The sequence below is a fragment of the Pseudomonas sp. B28(2017) genome, assembly GCF_002113025.1.
Lineage (GTDB): Bacteria > Pseudomonadota > Gammaproteobacteria > Pseudomonadales > Pseudomonadaceae > Aquipseudomonas.
The window spans coordinates 214,171-229,783 of record NZ_NEJH01000003.1; the positions used below are offsets into that span (position 1 = coordinate 214,171).

The following is a 15,613-nucleotide window of genomic DNA, read 5'->3' on the forward strand; positions in this document are numbered from 1 at the left end:
GGTAGAAGTCTGTGAAACAGAACTCCCTGAATGGATGGTTCAAGAGCGGCGCCCCCGGCGTCTGGATCAGCGGTGGCGCGGTGTCCATCGCGGTCATCATGACCATTGGCCTGCTGGCAGTGATTGCCGTGCGCGGCCTGGGTCACTTCTGGCCGGCGGATCTGATCCACGCCAGCTACGACGTACCGGGCCAGGGCCAGCATCTGGTCATCGGTGAAGTGGTGCAGAAGGAAGAAGTACCCCGTGCCCGCTTGAAGAGTGCCGGCTTGCCGGTGCCTGACGAAGGCCCGGAGTTCATGACCCGCGAGCTGATCAAGGTCGGTAACCGTGACCTGAACGGCAACGACTTCACCTGGATCGTTGGCGAGTGGCTGACCAACCAGACGACACCGTCAGAGCTGATGGCGATCGAGCGTCGTGAGTGGGGCAACTTCTACGGTTACCTGGTCAACGTCAAACAGGATGGCAAGGTCATCGCTGAGGGCGAAGCCGCATTGCCTGAGTTGCAGGCCCGTGTCGACCGCGTGAACAAGCTGGCTGCACAACTCAAGAACCTGGAAAAAACCGACATCGGCGCGATCAACGCCGGTCTCGAGCGCATCCGCTTGCACGGTCGCAAGCTTGAGTTGGAAGGCAAGCTGGACGCCACCGCACAAGCGGACATGGAATCCGAGCGCGCCGAGCTCAATGCGCGCTATCAGGATGTTGAAGCGCGCCTGAGCGACCTGCACGCTCAGTTCAACCGCGACAGCCTGACCGCCCGCGATGCGAACGGTAAGGAAGTCGAAATCGGCATCGGCAAAGTGGTTCACGCCTATCAGCCGAACGCCATGAGCACGACCACCAAGATCGCTTTCTACTTCAGCAAGGTCTGGGAGTTCCTGAGCGACGACCCGCGTGAAGCGAACACCGAAGGCGGGATCTTCCCGGCCATCTTCGGCACCGTGATGATGACCTTGATCATGGCGATGATCGTGACCCCGTTCGGCGTGCTGGCGGCGGTATACCTGCGTGAATATGCCAAGCAGAACACGCTGACCCGGGTGATCCGCATCGCGGTGAACAACCTGGCAGGTGTACCGGCCATCGTTTATGGCGTGTTCGGTCTGGGCTTTTTCGTCTACGTGCTGGGCGGCTCGCTCGACCGTCTGTTCTTCCCGGAAGCCTTGCCGGCGCCGACCTTCGGCACACCGGGTCTGCTCTGGGCTTCGCTGACCCTGGCGTTGCTGGCGGTGCCGGTGGTGATCGTGGCCACCGAAGAAGGTCTGGCGCGGATTCCTCGTACCGTACGCGAGGGCTCGTTGGCCCTCGGCGCGACCAAGGCGGAAACCTTGTGGAAGATAGTGTTGCCGATGGCCAGCCCGGCGATGATGACCGGCATGATCCTCGCCGTGGCCCGCGCTGCGGGTGAAGTGGCGCCGCTGATGCTGGTGGGTGTGGTGAAACTGGCGCCGTCGCTGCCGGTGGACGGTAACTACCCGTACCTGCACCTGGACCAGAAGATCATGCACCTGGGCTTCCACATCTATGACGTCGGTTTCCAGAGCCCGAACGTCGAAGCCGCGCGGCCGCTGGTGTACGCCACGGCGCTGTTGCTGGTGCTGGTGATCGCCACGTTGAACCTGTCGGCCGTTTATATCCGTAACCACCTGCGCGAGAAGTACAAGGCGCTGGATAGCTGATGTTTATGTGGCACTGATTTCTCTGTGGGAGCGAGCCTGCTCGCGAAGCTTTTGGCGCCAATGACTGCCCCTTCGCGAGCAGGCTCGCTCCCACACAAAAAACGAACCGAATTTGTTAGCACAGGGAGCCTCCCATGCAGCACGAAGCACATACCCACGGCATCAACATGTCGGCGCTGGGTCGCGACAAACAGAGCCTGAGTCTCGAGCAGGAAACCGTGGCCATCGAAGTGCCGGGCCTGAGCCTGTTCTACGGCGAAAAACAAGCGCTGTACGACGTCAGCATGAACATCCCGAAACAGCGCGTGACCGCCTTCATCGGCCCGTCCGGCTGTGGCAAGTCGACGCTGCTGCGTACCTTCAACCGCATGAACGACCTGGTTGATGGCTGCCGTGTCGATGGCGCGATCAACCTGTACGGCAGCAACATCTACCGCAAGGGCGAAGACGTGGCCGAGCTGCGTCGTCGCGTCGGCATGGTGTTCCAGAAGCCGAACCCGTTTCCGAAAACCATTTACGAAAACGTGGTTTACGGCCTGCGTATCCAGGGCATCAACAAGAAGCGTGTCCTCGACGAAGCCGTCGAGTGGGCGTTGAAAGGCGCGGCACTGTGGGACGAGGTCAAGGACCGTCTGCACGATTCGGCGCTGGGCCTGTCCGGTGGTCAGCAGCAACGTCTGGTGATCGCCCGCACCATCGCCGTTGAGCCGGAAGTGTTGCTGCTCGACGAACCGTGCTCGGCACTCGACCCGATCTCCACGCTGAAGGTCGAAGAGCTGATCTACGAACTGAAATCCAAGTTCACCATTGTGATCGTTACCCACAACATGCAACAGGCGGCGCGGGTTTCCGACTACACCGCGTTCATGTACATGGGCAAACTGGTTGAGTTTGGCGACACCGATACGCTGTTCACCAACCCGGCGAAGAAGCAGACCGAAGACTACATCACGGGTCGATACGGCTAGCCGTACAGCCGCAAGCGTCAAGCTTCAAGCGGCAAACAAGAGCGGTTCGGGTACGACACACATCAGCTTGCAGCTTGTAGCTTGCAGCTCACAGCTTTTGCGGAGCAGACAACATGATTTCTAAGGAAGGCCTTACACATCACATCTCCCAGCAGTTCAACGCCGAGCTTGAGGAAGTGCGCAGCCACCTCCTGGCCATGGGCGGGCTGGTCGAGAAGCAGGTCAACGACGCGGTGACCGCGCTGATCGAGGCCGACTCCGGCCTGGCCCAGCAGGTGCGCGAGATCGATGACCAGATCAACCAGATGGAACGCAACATCGACGAGGAATGCCTGCGCATTCTGGCCCGTCGTCAGCCGGCGGCATCCGACCTGCGCCTGATCATCAGCATTTCCAAATCGGTGATCGACCTGGAGCGCATCGGTGACGAAGCGACCAAGATCGCCCGTCGCGCCATCCAGCTGTGCGAAGAAGGTGAAGCGCCTCGTGGTTACGTCGAAGTGCGCCACATCGGTGACCAGGTGCGCAACATGGTCCGCGATGCACTGGACGCCTTTGCCCGTTTCGACGCTGAACTGGCCTTGTCGGTGGCGCAGTACGACAAGATCATCGACCGCGAATACAAGACCGCCCTGCGTGAGCTGGCGACCTACATGATGGAAGATCCACGTTCTATTTCGCGGGTTCTGAGCATTATCTGGGTGCTGCGTTCGCTGGAGCGTATCGGCGACCACGCGCGCAATATCTCGGAGCTGGTGATCTACCTGGTACGCGGCACCGACGTGCGGCACCTGGGCCTCAAGCGCATGAAGGAAGAAGTTGAAGGAACCAGTGGCGAAACCGCTAATGTTCCGGGCAAAGCTGACGATAAGTAAGGTTGCCCAAGTAAAGCGCCCGGCCTATTGGCCGGGCGTTTTTGTTTGCGGCACACGAATTCGAAAAGCAGCACCCGCGAACGAAAAGTCCGGCGTGACTGAAGGTTTTTTGGCAAAGTGCCATCAGCAAAGCGGTATGCTGGCCGGGGTTTTTTAAAGGGGTGGTGGATGAGTAAGGTCAGTGTGTTGGTCGTGGACGACGCGTCGTTCATTCGTGACCTGGTGAAAAAGTGCCTGCGCAATTATTTCCCGGGCATGCGGATCGAAGACGCAATCAATGGCAGAAAGGCCCAGGCCATGCTGGCCAAGGAAGCATTCGACCTGGTCCTGTGCGACTGGGAAATGCCGGAAATGTCCGGCCTGGAACTGCTGACCTGGTGCCGCGAGCAAGACAACCTCAAGGCCATGCCCTTCGTGATGGTGACCAGCCGTGGCGACAAGGAGAACGTCGTCCAGGCGATCCAGGCCGGGGTATCCGGTTACGTCAGCAAGCCGTTCACCAACGAGCAACTGATCACCAAGGTCAAGCAGGCGCTGCACAAGGTCGGCAAACTCGATGCCTTGATCAACGTAGCTGCGACCAAAACCAGCCCTGCATTCGCTAACGACTCCCTCGCCGCCTTGACCGGTGGCAAGGCACCGGTCGCCACGCCAACAGCCGCGCCGGCACCTGCACCGTCCAAAGGCTTGCTCAACAATCCGCCGGTCAAGGCGCCTGCGGCCTCCTCGGCACCCACCAGTGGCCGTGGTCAGGGTCAACTGCGTTTGCCGAACGGCATCGCGCAATGCGTGATCAAGGCCTTGAGCCTCAAGGAAGCCCTGTTGGTGGTGAAACGCACCGACACCTTGCCGCAAGTCCTCGACAGCGCCGTGCTTGACCTGGAGCAGGGTGACAGCGCCGAAACAGCCCGTCTCAACGGCTACCTGCACGCCATCGTTGCCCACGAGCCGAAGCCCGACAGCGACTGGCTGCAACTGACCTTCCGCTTTGTCGATCAGGATGCGCAGAAGCTCGATTACATTTCCCGCCTGATTGCGCGTGGTACGGCGCAGAAGCACTTCATTCCTGGCGCTTGATCTAGCGTTGCCTGCCAGTCCGCTTTCGCGAGCAGGCTCGCTCCCACATCTGGAATGCGTTCTCATGTGGGAGCGAGCCTGCTCGCGAAGAGGGCGTCACTTCTACCGCGCATCTGTTGAACACCCTTTCTGAAACATCTGTCGACTACTCGGGTCCATTGCAGCTGCTAGGCTCAAACCCAGGTCTCCCTCAACAGAATCCTTGCCCATGTTCACGCGCCTGCTGTTTTTATGTGGCCTGTACATGGTCGCCACCTCGGCCGTGGCCATGACCATCTACAAGTCCAAAGATGCCTATGGTGTGGTTTCCTACAGTGACCGCCCCAGCAAAGGCGCCCATGTGTTCGTTTTTCGCGATGGCATGGTCGAGCACCTCGAGCGCCAGGTGCGCCTCGTCATCATGAAGAAGAACGGCGTACACAGCGTGTACGTGCGCAATGACCTGTATGCGCCGGTAGAGGTCGAATTGAGTTTCAGCGGGGTGAAAAATGCCAGCGGGGCGCCGGGGCGAACGATTCGGCGCGTGATTGCGCAACGCACCAGCATTCGCCTGGCGCAGCTCACGGCAACCAACGCTGGACGGCCACTCGCCTACGTTCCGAAGTTCAAGTACTCCCTGGGCGACCCTTCAGGGCCCACGGTGGGCTATCGGTACCCATTGCCCTGGCGTGGCGGGCCGTTCCGGATCAGTCAGGGGGCCAATGGGCCCTACAGCCACTTCGGGCCCAAGAGTCGTTACGCCATAGACATTGCGATGCCCGAAGGCACGCCGATCATTGCAGCTCGAGGCGGTGTGGTGGTGAAGACCGAAAATCGCCAGAGCGGCCGCGGCACCGATGCATCCGGCAATTTCGTGCGGGTGCTGCACGATGACGGGACCATGGGCGTTTACCTGCACCTGAAGAAAGGTTCGGTCTGCGTTCGGGAAGGTCAGCGGGTAAAGGTAGGCAGTGCATTGGCATTGTCCGGCAACACCGGCAACAGCACCGGGCCGCATTTGCACTTCGTGGTGCAGCGCAATACCGGGCTGGGGCTGGTGTCGATTCCGTACCAGTTCAACCAGCCGGTAAGCGCGCTGCCCAACTTTGCGTTGGGCAAGCAGTGATGCGTTGTCTGGTTTGACGTCTTCGCGAGCAGGCTCGCTCCCACAGGACAGGTACTGCGCACGTCCTTGTGGGAGCGAGCCTGCTCGCGAAGGGATTGACTCGAATCTGGCTCAGTCCATCAATCGAGCATCAACACCTTGGCCAGAACGATCTTCGGCCCTTTCATCTTCTTGATGATGATCCTCAGGCCTTCGACTTCCAGCACTTCTTCCTCTTCCGGAACTCGCTTCAGGCTCTCATAGACCAGCCCGGCAAGGGTTTCGGCTTCGACGTGGTCGAGGTCGATGCCCAGCAGCCTTTCGACCTTGAACAGCGGCGTATCGCCCCGCACCAGCAGCTTGCCCGGCTGATACGCGAGGATCCCGCGTTCGGCCTTGCGGTGTTCGTCCTGGATGTCGCCCACCAGCACTTCCAGCACGTCTTCCATGGTCAGGTAGCCGATGATGTTGCCGTCGGCCTCTTCGACCACGGCGAAATGCGAGCCGCCCTTGCGGAACTGCTCCAGCAACTGCGACAACGGCATGTGCCGCGACACGCGCTCCAGAGGGCGAGTCAATTCGGCCAGGTTGAACGACTCGGGAATGTGGTCCAGTGCCGCCAGTTCCAGCAGCAGATCCTTGATGTGCAGCAGGCCGACGAATTCCTGGCGTTCGCTGTCGTACACCGGATAGCGGCTGAATTTGTGGCGACGGAACATCGCCAGGATCTGCTTGAGCGGCGCGTTGTACTCCAGGGTCACCAGGTCTTCCCGGGAGTTGGCCCAGTCGACCACTTCCAGCTCGCCCATTTCCACCGCCGAGGCCAGCACGCGCATACCCTGGTCGCTCGGGTCCTGGCCACGGCTGGAGTGCAGGATCAGCTTCAGCTCTTCACGGCTGTAGTGATGCTCGTGATGCGGGCCGGGTTCACCTTGCCCGGCGATGCGCAGGATCTGGTTGGCGCTGGCGTTGAGCAGGTAGATGGCCGGGTACATGGCCCAGTAGAACAGGTACAGCGGCACGGCGGTCCACAGCGACAGCAATTCGGGTTTGCGGATGGCCCAGGATTTCGGCGCCAGCTCACCGACCACGATGTGCAGGTACGAAATGATGAAGAACGCCGTGAAGAACGAAACCGCTTTGACCACTTCAGCGGAATCTACACCCACGGCACTCAGTACAGGCGCCAGAAGGTGCGCGAACGCCGGTTCACCGACCCAGCCCAGGCCGAGAGAGGCGAGGGTGATACCCAGTTGGCACGCCGACAGGTAAGCATCGAGCTGACTGTGCACGGTGCGCAGGATGTGCCCGCGCCAGCCGTTTTTATCAGCGATGGCCTCGACCCGGGTCGAGCGCAGTTTGACCATGGCAAATTCCGCCGCAACGAAGAATCCGTTGAGCAAAACCAGGATCAGAGCAAAAAGAATCATGCCGAAGTCGGCGAAAATTGTAGCGAGGGTCAAGCCAGGGGAAGGGTCCATGATGGAGTTTTGCGGGTTCCGTGTGTTCGAAAGGGAAGTGGAAATCGCGCCTGAAAAGGCAGGCACAAGTCAGCCAATGTAGCGACTGACTGAGTGATTGCCTAGTGGGTATCAGTCGGCGGTGCTGATAACCCGTGATTTGGTGACCTGGGCCGGGGCAAAGTGGCAGGTAAAAGTACTGCCGTGACCTGGTACGCTGCTGATTTCCATTCGGGCCCGATGTCGTAACAAAACGTGTTTGACGATCGCCAGCCCGAGGCCGGTGCCCCCGGTATTGGAATTGCGGCTGGAGTCGACGCGATAAAAGCGTTCAGTCAGGCGCGGCAGGTGTTTGCTATCAATGCCGATTCCGGAATCCTGCACGCTCAGGTGCGCGCCTTGGTCATCGCCCCACCAGCGAATGCGGATGTTGCCTTCGGCCGGGGTGTATTTCACCGCGTTGAACACCAGGTTGGAAAACGCGCTGCGTAACTCCGCCTCGCTGCCCTTGAGCAGAATCGTCGGGTCGGCCTCCAGGGTGATGTTCTGGTTTTTCTGGCCGGACAGTTGCTGCGCATCGCTCTTGATCGATTGCAGCAGGCCGTCGATCGGCACCGGCTGGTTGTCCGACGGGTAGTCGGTGGCTTCCAGCTTGGCCAGCAACAACAGGTCGTTGAGCAAGGTCTGCATGCGTCCGCCTTGCTGCTGCATCTGCTGCAAGGCACGGCCCCAGCGCGGGTTTACCTCGTCGATGTTATCGAGCAAGGTTTCCAGGTAACCGCAGATCACTGTCAACGGTGTGCGCAGTTCATGGGAAACGTTGGCGATGAAGTCTTTGCGCATCTGTTCCAGTTGATGGATGCGTGTCACATCGCGCACCAGCATCAAGTGTTCGTTGTTGCCATAGCGAGTGATGTACAGCTGGATGCGTACACGGTCGTTGGTCGGCGAGGGGATTTCCAGCGGCTCGGAGTAATTCTCTTGCTCGAAGTATTCCTTGAAGCGCGGATGGCGCACCAGGTTGGTCACCGGTTGGCCGCTGTCCTGTGGCGTCTTGAGGCCCAACAGGGTTTCGGCGGCGCGGTTCCACCATTCCAGGTTGCCGTCGGTGTCGAGCATGATCACCGCGTCTTTCAGCGCGGCGGTGGATTCCTGAACCCGGTCGATCACCGCTTGCAGGCGTCCGCGTACCCGTTGGTCGCGGCGTTGCAGGTGGTAGATGCTGTCGAACACCTCGCCCCACAGGCCGTAGCCGTCGGGTGGTGCTTCATCGGGTTTGTGCAGGCGCAGCCACTCGTGCAATCGCAGCAACTGCTTGAGGGTCCAGGCCAGGTAAAGACCCAGGCCTGCAGCAAGGCTCCAGCCGTAATAGCCGGTGATCAGGCCGATCACCAGGCAGGCGGTGACCAGCAGCAGCATGTGGCGAATCAGGGTGCCATGCCAGTTTTGGTTCACTTGACGCGCGTCCTTGTCAGCTTGTCGGGCGGTAAAGGTCCGGGTCAGGCTTTGGTAGAAAAGCGGTAACCGGTGCCGCGCACGGTTTGTACCAGATTTTCATAAGCGTCGCCGAGGGCTTTGCGCAGGCGTCGAATGTGCACGTCGACGGTACGCTCTTCGACATAGACGTTGCCGCCCCAGACCTGATCCAGCAACTGGCCACGAGTGTAGGCGCGCTCCTGGTGGGTCATGAAGAATTGCAGCAGGCGGTATTCGGTCGGGCCCATCTCGGCAGGACGACCGTCGATGGTCACGCGGTGGCTGATCGGGTCCAGCAGCAGGCCGCCGACTTCGATCGGCGCTTCGCCATCGGTAGGACCGGCACGGCGCAGCACGGCCTTCAGGCGCGCGACCAGCTCACGGGGGGAAAACGGTTTGGTGATGTAGTCGTCAGCGCCGACTTCCAGGCCCTGGATCTTGTTGTCCTCTTCGCCTTTGGCGGTGAGCATGATGATCGGGATGTCCCCGGTCAGTTCATCACGCTTGAGACGACGGGCCAGCTCGATACCGGACGTGCCGGGCAGCATCCAGTCGAGCAGGATCAGGTCCGGTTTGCGGTCGACGATAATGGCATGGGCCTGCTGGGAGTTTTCCGCCTCCAGGCAGTCATAGCCGGCCATTTCCAACGCAACGGCGATCATTTCGCGAATAGGCGCTTCGTCGTCGACGATCAGAATGCTCCTGCCAACCATGCCCTTAATCCTCTTGTCATTTAACTGTCTTGCGCCGCATTAGATAACGGAATTATTGCAGTCGTGTGACAGTATTTTAGTCAGCCGGTGATTGTCGCGAACCTGAACTAAGCTCTAAGTTCGAATCCTGACAACCACAAAAGGAAGGTTTCCATGAAACACATTGCTCAAACCTGGAAGGCTCTGCTGGTCACGGCTGCGCTAACGCTGCCGACACTGGCCTTCTCCGCCGAGCCGGCGATGATGAAAGACGGGATGATGGTCGATCACAAGGGCATGACGGTGTACACATACGACAAGGACTCAGGCGGTAAGTCGATGTGCAACGGCGAGTGCGCTGAATATTGGCCGCCAATGATGGCGCCGGCGGGCGCCAAGCCCGAAGGCAAGTGGAGCACGATCAAGCGTGACGACGGTAAGATGCAGTGGGCCTATGACGGCAAACCGCTTTACACGTTCATGAAGGACAAAAAACCCGGTGACATGGCAGGCGACAATATGAAGAACGTCTGGCACGTCATGCACGAGCATAAATAAGCGATTCGCCTGCGCGGTAAACAGTTCGCAGCCTGCGGTCGCCCCATCCCCCTGTTGGAGCTGGCGCAGGCTGCGATCTTTGCCAGCGGTCAATGCAACGCGTAATCCAGCACAATCCCGACGAAAATCGCCAACCCGGCCCAGTGGTTGTGCAAGAACGCCTTGAAGCAGCGCATGCGGTCCCTGTCGCGGGTGTACCAGAATTCCCAGGCAAAACAGCCGGCGGCCACCAGCAAGCCAAAGTGGAACCACATCCCCAGCTCGAATTTCGACCCCGCCAGCAACAGGCAACCCAGTGCCAACCCTTGCAGGGTCAGGATGATCACCCGGTCGGCTTCGCCGAATAGAATCGCCGTGGATTTCACACCGATCTTCAGGTCGTCGTCGCGGTCGGTCATCGCGTAATACGTGTCGTAGCCCACGGTCCACATCAGGTTGGCGATCCACAGCAGCCATGCGACAGCCGGCAGTTCACCGGTTTCTGCGGTGAACGCCATCGGCATCCCCCACGAAAACGCGGCGCCCAGCACCACTTGCGGGTAATAGGTGTAGCGCTTCATGAAGGGATAACTGAACGCCAGCGCCAAACCGCCCAATGACAGCCAGATCGTCGCGGCATTGGTGCACAGCACCAGCAGGAAACTCACGCCCATCAGCAGTGCGAAGAACACCAGCGCCTCTTTGGAGCTGATCTTGCCGCTGACCAGTGGCCGTTGCTCGGTACGCTTCACATGACCATCGACCTTGCGGTCCGCCCAGTCGTTGATCACACAGCCACCGGCGCGGGTCAGCACCACGCCAAGGACGAAGATCACGATATTGGCCGGGGATGGTGAGCCCTTGCCGGCAATCCACAACGCCCACAGCGTCGGCCACAGCAGCAGGTAAATGCCGATCGGCTTGTCCATGCGGGTCAGTTGAATGAAGTCCCAGGCCCGAGGGTTCAAGCGGTTCAATGACTTGAGCAGGCTTTGGTACATCAACGGTTCTCCGGTTGGACGCGGGCGGCCTTCCACAGGGGCGGCAGGAAAATTTCGGCCACCAGCACGCTCAAGGCGCCGCGATCGAAACGCGAACGGCGGCCCCACAGCTCAGGCGACTGCGCCTCGGCGGGCAGCCACGCTTGCGGATAATGGCAAACCTCGATGGCCCGGCGCTGGAAGGCATGATCGCAAAACAGCAATTCGCCCAGCGAGCGGCTACCCAGCTCGTCCATGTGCAAGCCGTCGCCTTGCAATGCACTGCGTGACGCCACGCTGCGCGCAAACACCCACGCCTCGCCATGACCGCGCAAATATACCTCACGCACCCAGCCCTCACTGCCTTCGGCCAGGTCCAGCGCCGCGCATTCGTCGGCGCGCAAAGGCTGCCAGCCTTCGAACATTGGCAAGACGCTGAAGGCATCATTCGACAGATGAATCAGACGTCTGGTCAGCGAGCCTTCGTCGAACAGCCAGTCGAGGGTGGAAGCATCGGGGAGGGGCGCCAGTTCGCTGCGGGAGAGCCAGAGCGGAGCTGGAGAGGGGGATTCTGTGTGATGCACAATGAGTCATTATTGGCAGCAAATGAGGCGGCGAGCTTAACATGTCAGCCGCCGATATCGATTGAATTGGCCTGCCGTTGCGCCGAACAGACTTGCATCTGACGGTCCCGATCAGTACAAAACGCGCTGGGTTGGACGGCAGTGCTACAACCATCGACCGTCCGGCCGGCAAAACGCCTGAACCCTGAGGAAGTACTTGATGAAAAAGTGGCAATGTATCGTATGCGGCCTGATCTACAACGAAGCCGACGGTTGGCCGGATGACGGCATTGCGCCGGGCACCCGTTGGGAAGACGTCCCGGCAGACTGGCTGTGCCCGGACTGCGGTGTGGGCAAAATGGATTTTGAAATGATCGAAATCGCTGCCTGAACAATTGAGGAGTAAGGAATGAACGCACCTGTCGTAATCATTGGCACCGGCCTGGCTGGCTACAACGTGGCCCGCGAGTTTCGCAAACTCGACAGCGAAACCCCGCTGCTGCTGATTACCGCCGATGATGGGCGCTCCTACTCCAAGCCGATGCTCTCCACCGGTTTCGGCAAAAACAAGGATGCCGACGGCCTGAGCATGGCCGAGCCCGGTGCCATGGCCGAACAACTCAAGGCTGAAATACGCACCCACACCCGCATCAGCGGCATCGACCCGGGCCACAAGCGCCTGTGGATTGGTGAAGAAGCGGTGATCTACCGCGACCTGATCCTGGCCTGGGGCGCCGAAACCGTGCGCGTACCCATTGAAGGCGACGCGGCGGATTGCGTATTCCCGATCAACGACCTGGAAGATTACGCACGCTTCCGTGCAGCGGCCGCTGGCAAGCGCCGTGTGCTGCTGCTCGGCGCCGGCCTGATCGGCTGCGAGTTCGCCAACGACCTGACCCTGGGCGGCTACGAAGTGCAACTGGTTGCGCCATGCGAACAAGTCATGCCGACCCTGTTGCACCCGGCGGCCGCGGCTGCGGTGCAGGCTGGCCTCGAAAGCCTCGGCGCGCGCTTCCACCTCGGGCCGGTGCTCAACCGCCTGCAACGCGTGGCAGATGGTCTGGAGGCGCACCTGTCCGATGGCCAGGTGATCCCGTGCGACGTGGTGGTCTCGGCCATTGGCCTGCGCCCACGCGTTGATCTCGCGGCGGCGGCCGGTCTGCAGGTCAACCGCGGTGTCATGGTTGATCGGCACCTGAAAACCTCCCACGCCAACATCTACGCCCTGGGTGACTGCGCCGAGGTCGATGGGTTGAACCTGCTGTACGTGATGCCCCTGATGAGCTGTGCGCGAGCGCTGGCGCAAACTCTGGCCGGTAACCCGACTGCCGTCACCTATGGCCCGATGCCGATCACCGTCAAAACCCCGGTGTGCCCGTTGGTGGTGTCCCCGCCACCACGGGGCGCAGAAGGCATCTGGACAGTCGAAGGGCAGGGCGCCGACATCAAGGTTTTATGCCGCGATGCCGCGGGCAAACTGCTCGGTTATGCCCTCACCGGTGCCGCCGTGATGGAAAAACTGGCCCTGAACAAAGAGCTTCCGGCCCTGCTGGCATAAATACTGGACGTTCTGTCGGAATCACCCCCCTTTTGCCCTAACAAAGGCCGCGCCGATACTGGCGCGGGGCCTCACTGCGTGCCATCCTCACTCCCGTCTGCCGCAGAGTAGAGCACCTGCGGCGCTTTGGGCGCTGCTCCGCAGAGGGCAGCACGGACATAACAACAACAAACCGTCAAAGGGGCTTCACTCATATGCGTAAACCAGAACTCGCTGCAGCCATTGCTGAAAAAGCAGACCTCACCAAAGAACAAGCCAACCGCGTTCTCAACGCCGTTCTTGAAGAAATCACCGGTGCCCTGCACCGCAAAGACAGCGTGACGCTCGTGGGCTTCGGCACCTTCCTGCAACGCCATCGCGGTGCCCGCACCGGCAAAAACCCGCAAACCGGTGAACCCGTCAAAATCAAGGCCAGCAACACCGTTGCTTTCAAGCCTGGGAAATTGTTGAAAGATAGCGTTAATCCGTAATCCTTTTCCCCAACCCGCGTAGCGGGGAGCGGAATAAAAAATGGGCACGCCAACCAGGGTTGGGTGCCCATTTTTTGTGGGGGCGTGTGAAGTGGCCTGGAAGGAGGTTTTGATAATTGTGACTTGGTAGTCATCGTGCTGGTAATGGTCCTGATCTTCCTCTAAAGCAACTGGATACTGGCGTTATAGCCCGAAGCCGTTAAACTGCCCCAGCCGTTCATTTTCCTTCTGAGGCTGTGCGCATGAAATTTCGTTTTCTGCTGTGGATGCTGGGTTTGTTGATGGGTAAGGCCAGCCGGACCAATCCGGCGTTTCAGCAGCAGTTGGGTGACAAGGACCTGGTGTTTCAGCTGCAGACCCTGGACGGGAAAGTGGCGCGGCATTTCCGTGTGAAGGACCAGCGCATTACCAGCCAATCGGGTGTGCATGCCGAGCCTGCGTTTGCGATTGCCTTTAAAGACGCCGCGTACGGCTTTGCCACGATGCAGGCGAAGAACAAGCAACTGGCGTTCATGACGGGGATTCAGGACAAGTCGATTCAGATCAAGGGCAACCCGGCGCTGGTGATCTGGTTCCAGGGGCTGACGAAGTATTTGAAGCCGAAGAAGGTGTAGGAGCGAGTTTGCTCCGGGCGGCGTTCCGACGAGAAACTCAAGCCCCCCGCGTTTATCCAGGATGCACGCGTCATCGTTGACGACTTTCGCGAGCAGGCTCGCTCCACAAGATTTTGGTGATCCTTGTGGGAGCGAGCCTGCTCGCGATGCTTTTCAGCCTTGAGTGAATTGCGAAGCCAGTTCGCGCAGCAGCACTTCGGCTTCGAGGACTTTGCTGACGACGTCGTTGGCTTTTTCGCGGCTCAGGCCAAGGCGTTCGAGCAGGGCGTCGGGGATGTCCTCGTCGGGGCCGGAGCCGATGCCACGGCTGCGCAACAGGCGCACCGACAGGCAGACCAGGTTCGGGTATTCGGCGTAGGCGCCGTCGTAGGCCGGGTCGTGCTGGAAGCGCAGGGCGGTGGCCAGCTCTTCGGGCATGTCCCAGTAACGCATCAGCCACGAGCCGATCTGTTCGCGGCTGATGCCCAGCAGGTGTTGTTCCACAAAGCTGTGGCACAGGTGCGGGTTGACCTCCAGGTGGCGGCAGATCAGCGAGAAGTGCGGTGGGAATACATGTGCCAGCAGCAGATAACCGAAGTTGTGCAGCAGGCCGGCCAGGTAGGTCAGGCCGGCTTCCGGACGTTGGGCGCGTGGCATGGCACGGGTCAGGCCTTCGATGACGGCGGCGGTGTAGATCGATTGCTGCCAGTACGGTGTGGAGTGTTGCGGGTGGTCCTTGGGCAGGCTCAGGGTTTTACCCAGGGCCAGGCCCAGCGCGAGGTTGATCACCAGATCGAAGCCCAGCACGCGCACGATGGCGTCTTCCACCGAACGGATCTTGCCCGGAGAGGCGTAGTACGGCGATCCCGCCCAGCTCACCACTTGTGCGGCCAGCGCCGGGTCGGTTTCGACCACGCCGGTGATGTCGTCGATGGTGGCGTTGGGGTCGACGCGCAGTTTGATGATTTTTTGCGCGGTTTCGGCCAGCGGCGGAATCTCGATGGTCGCCTCCAGACGTTGCTGGATGCGCCGCGCGGTGAACGCCTGGACGGCCTGGGTGATTTCCTCGCGGTCGTCATCGGGGCGGTCGAGGTTGGGGCGAATGCTGGTCAGGTTTTCGCCAAAGTTGGCGGCGCTGGCCTTGGTCAGCATGGTCGTCTTGAAATCTTCGCTGGAGATTTCCAGCAACACGCCCGGCTCACCGGAGTTGATCAGCAACTTCGGCTCGCGCAGCAGGCTTTCGTCGTACAGGCACGGTGAACTGGTGAGCGCCGGCAGGCCCGGCAGCAAGCTGAGGTTGTGCTTGCCGAGCATTTTTGTCAGGCGTTCGGTGGGTACGGCGGTGAGGCGGCGACCGGTGAGTTCTGTCAGGCGATTGAGATCCAGCAACTGGCTCTGCGAAAACAGCACCATCAACGCGCCGACGCTGTCATCCAGCAGAACGGCCTGCACTTTGCGCGCGGCATTCAGGCCGTGATGATCCAGCACTTCCTCGTAGGCAATGCCCAACTTGCCCAGCATCAGCCGAATAACCGACGGAGCGTGCGGGGTGTCGGGAGCGAAGGCAACCTCGGTCATGGTCTGTATCCGTACTAAAA

At 60.3% G+C, this 15,613-nt stretch carries 16 protein-coding genes; 10 read left to right on the top strand and 6 right to left on the bottom strand.

The window, feature by feature from the left end:
- Positions 1 to 11: 11 nt before the first annotated feature.
- From pstA to CAF65_RS10240, 5 genes are all read left to right on the top strand, one after another.
- Positions 12 to 1,682: a phosphate ABC transporter permease PstA gene (gene pstA, locus CAF65_RS10220; RefSeq protein WP_085716184.1), complete on the top strand. Its 1,671-nt coding sequence runs from the start codon at positions 12 to 14 to the stop codon at positions 1,680 to 1,682.
- Between the two features lie 134 nt (positions 1,683 to 1,816).
- Entirely contained in the window at positions 1,817 to 2,650 is an 834-nt protein-coding gene (gene pstB, locus CAF65_RS10225; RefSeq protein WP_085716185.1) for a phosphate ABC transporter ATP-binding protein PstB, read from the top strand.
- Positions 2,651 to 2,763: 113 nt separating this feature from the next.
- Positions 2,764 to 3,525 (top strand): phosphate signaling complex protein PhoU, encoded by a 762-nt coding sequence (gene phoU, locus CAF65_RS10230; RefSeq protein WP_085716186.1) that lies wholly within the window; start codon positions 2,764 to 2,766, stop codon positions 3,523 to 3,525.
- Positions 3,526 to 3,693: 168 nt separating this feature from the next.
- A complete protein-coding gene (locus CAF65_RS10235) occupies positions 3,694 to 4,602 on the top strand; it encodes a response regulator (protein WP_085716187.1) in 909 nt (302 codons plus the stop codon).
- A gap of 208 nt (positions 4,603 to 4,810) precedes the next feature.
- A complete protein-coding gene (locus CAF65_RS10240) occupies positions 4,811 to 5,707 on the top strand; it encodes a peptidoglycan DD-metalloendopeptidase family protein (protein ID WP_085716188.1) in 897 nt (298 codons plus the stop codon).
- Between the two features lie 119 nt (positions 5,708 to 5,826).
- On the opposite strand, the gene CAF65_RS10245 is transcribed toward CAF65_RS10240, so the two are convergent.
- From CAF65_RS10245 to phoB, 3 genes are all read right to left on the bottom strand, one after another.
- On the bottom strand, positions 5,827 to 7,167 hold the full coding sequence (locus CAF65_RS10245; protein ID WP_085716189.1) for a hemolysin family protein: 1,341 nt from the start codon (positions 7,165 to 7,167) through the stop codon (positions 5,827 to 5,829).
- A 111-nt stretch (positions 7,168 to 7,278) separates the two neighbouring features.
- Positions 7,279 to 8,565 carry a phosphate regulon sensor histidine kinase PhoR gene (phoR, locus tag CAF65_RS10250; protein WP_256578634.1) on the bottom strand — a complete coding sequence of 429 codons (1,287 nt, stop codon included), beginning with the start codon at positions 8,563 to 8,565 and terminating at the stop codon, positions 7,279 to 7,281.
- A gap of 80 nt (positions 8,566 to 8,645) precedes the next feature.
- Positions 8,646 to 9,335 carry a phosphate regulon transcriptional regulator PhoB gene (phoB, locus tag CAF65_RS10255; RefSeq protein ID WP_003229608.1) on the bottom strand — a complete coding sequence of 230 codons (690 nt, stop codon included), beginning with the start codon at positions 9,333 to 9,335 and terminating at the stop codon, positions 8,646 to 8,648.
- 153 nt (positions 9,336 to 9,488) lie between these two features.
- Between phoB and CAF65_RS10260 the strand changes: the two genes are divergently transcribed.
- Entirely contained in the window at positions 9,489 to 9,872 is a 384-nt protein-coding gene (locus CAF65_RS10260) for a hypothetical protein (protein WP_085716191.1), read from the top strand.
- A gap of 89 nt (positions 9,873 to 9,961) precedes the next feature.
- Here the strand turns inward: CAF65_RS10260 and ubiA are convergent, their stop codons facing one another.
- Together ubiA and CAF65_RS10270 are read right to left on the bottom strand one after the other, a co-directional pair.
- A complete protein-coding gene (ubiA, locus tag CAF65_RS10265; RefSeq protein ID WP_085716192.1) occupies positions 9,962 to 10,852 on the bottom strand; it encodes a 4-hydroxybenzoate octaprenyltransferase in 891 nt (296 codons plus the stop codon).
- A complete protein-coding gene (locus CAF65_RS10270) occupies positions 10,852 to 11,415 on the bottom strand; it encodes a chorismate lyase (protein ID WP_085716193.1) in 564 nt (187 codons plus the stop codon). Before CAF65_RS10270 ends, ubiA begins: the two co-directional genes overlap by 1 nt.
- Before the next feature lie 199 nt (positions 11,416 to 11,614).
- Between CAF65_RS10270 and CAF65_RS10275 the strand changes: the two genes are divergently transcribed.
- From CAF65_RS10275 to CAF65_RS10290, 4 genes are all read left to right on the top strand, one after another.
- Complete coding sequence (locus tag CAF65_RS10275; RefSeq protein ID WP_007995385.1) at positions 11,615 to 11,785, top strand: rubredoxin; 171 nt, start codon at positions 11,615 to 11,617, stop codon at positions 11,783 to 11,785.
- 18 nt (positions 11,786 to 11,803) lie between these two features.
- Positions 11,804 to 12,952 carry an NAD(P)/FAD-dependent oxidoreductase gene (locus CAF65_RS10280; protein ID WP_085716194.1) on the top strand — a complete coding sequence of 383 codons (1,149 nt, stop codon included), beginning with the start codon at positions 11,804 to 11,806 and terminating at the stop codon, positions 12,950 to 12,952.
- Between the two features lie 194 nt (positions 12,953 to 13,146).
- Positions 13,147 to 13,422, top strand: coding sequence for an HU family DNA-binding protein (locus tag CAF65_RS10285; RefSeq protein ID WP_085716195.1), 276 nt, complete (start codon positions 13,147 to 13,149; stop codon positions 13,420 to 13,422).
- A gap of 242 nt (positions 13,423 to 13,664) precedes the next feature.
- Positions 13,665 to 14,036 (top strand): hypothetical protein, encoded by a 372-nt coding sequence (locus CAF65_RS10290; RefSeq protein WP_057395891.1) that lies wholly within the window; start codon positions 13,665 to 13,667, stop codon positions 14,034 to 14,036.
- A gap of 153 nt (positions 14,037 to 14,189) precedes the next feature.
- Here CAF65_RS10290 and CAF65_RS10295 read toward each other — a convergent pair whose 3' ends face one another.
- Positions 14,190 to 15,593, bottom strand: coding sequence for an aminoacyl-tRNA deacylase and HDOD domain-containing protein (locus CAF65_RS10295; RefSeq protein WP_085716196.1), 1,404 nt, complete (start codon positions 15,591 to 15,593; stop codon positions 14,190 to 14,192).
- Positions 15,594 to 15,613 lie beyond the last annotated feature (20 nt).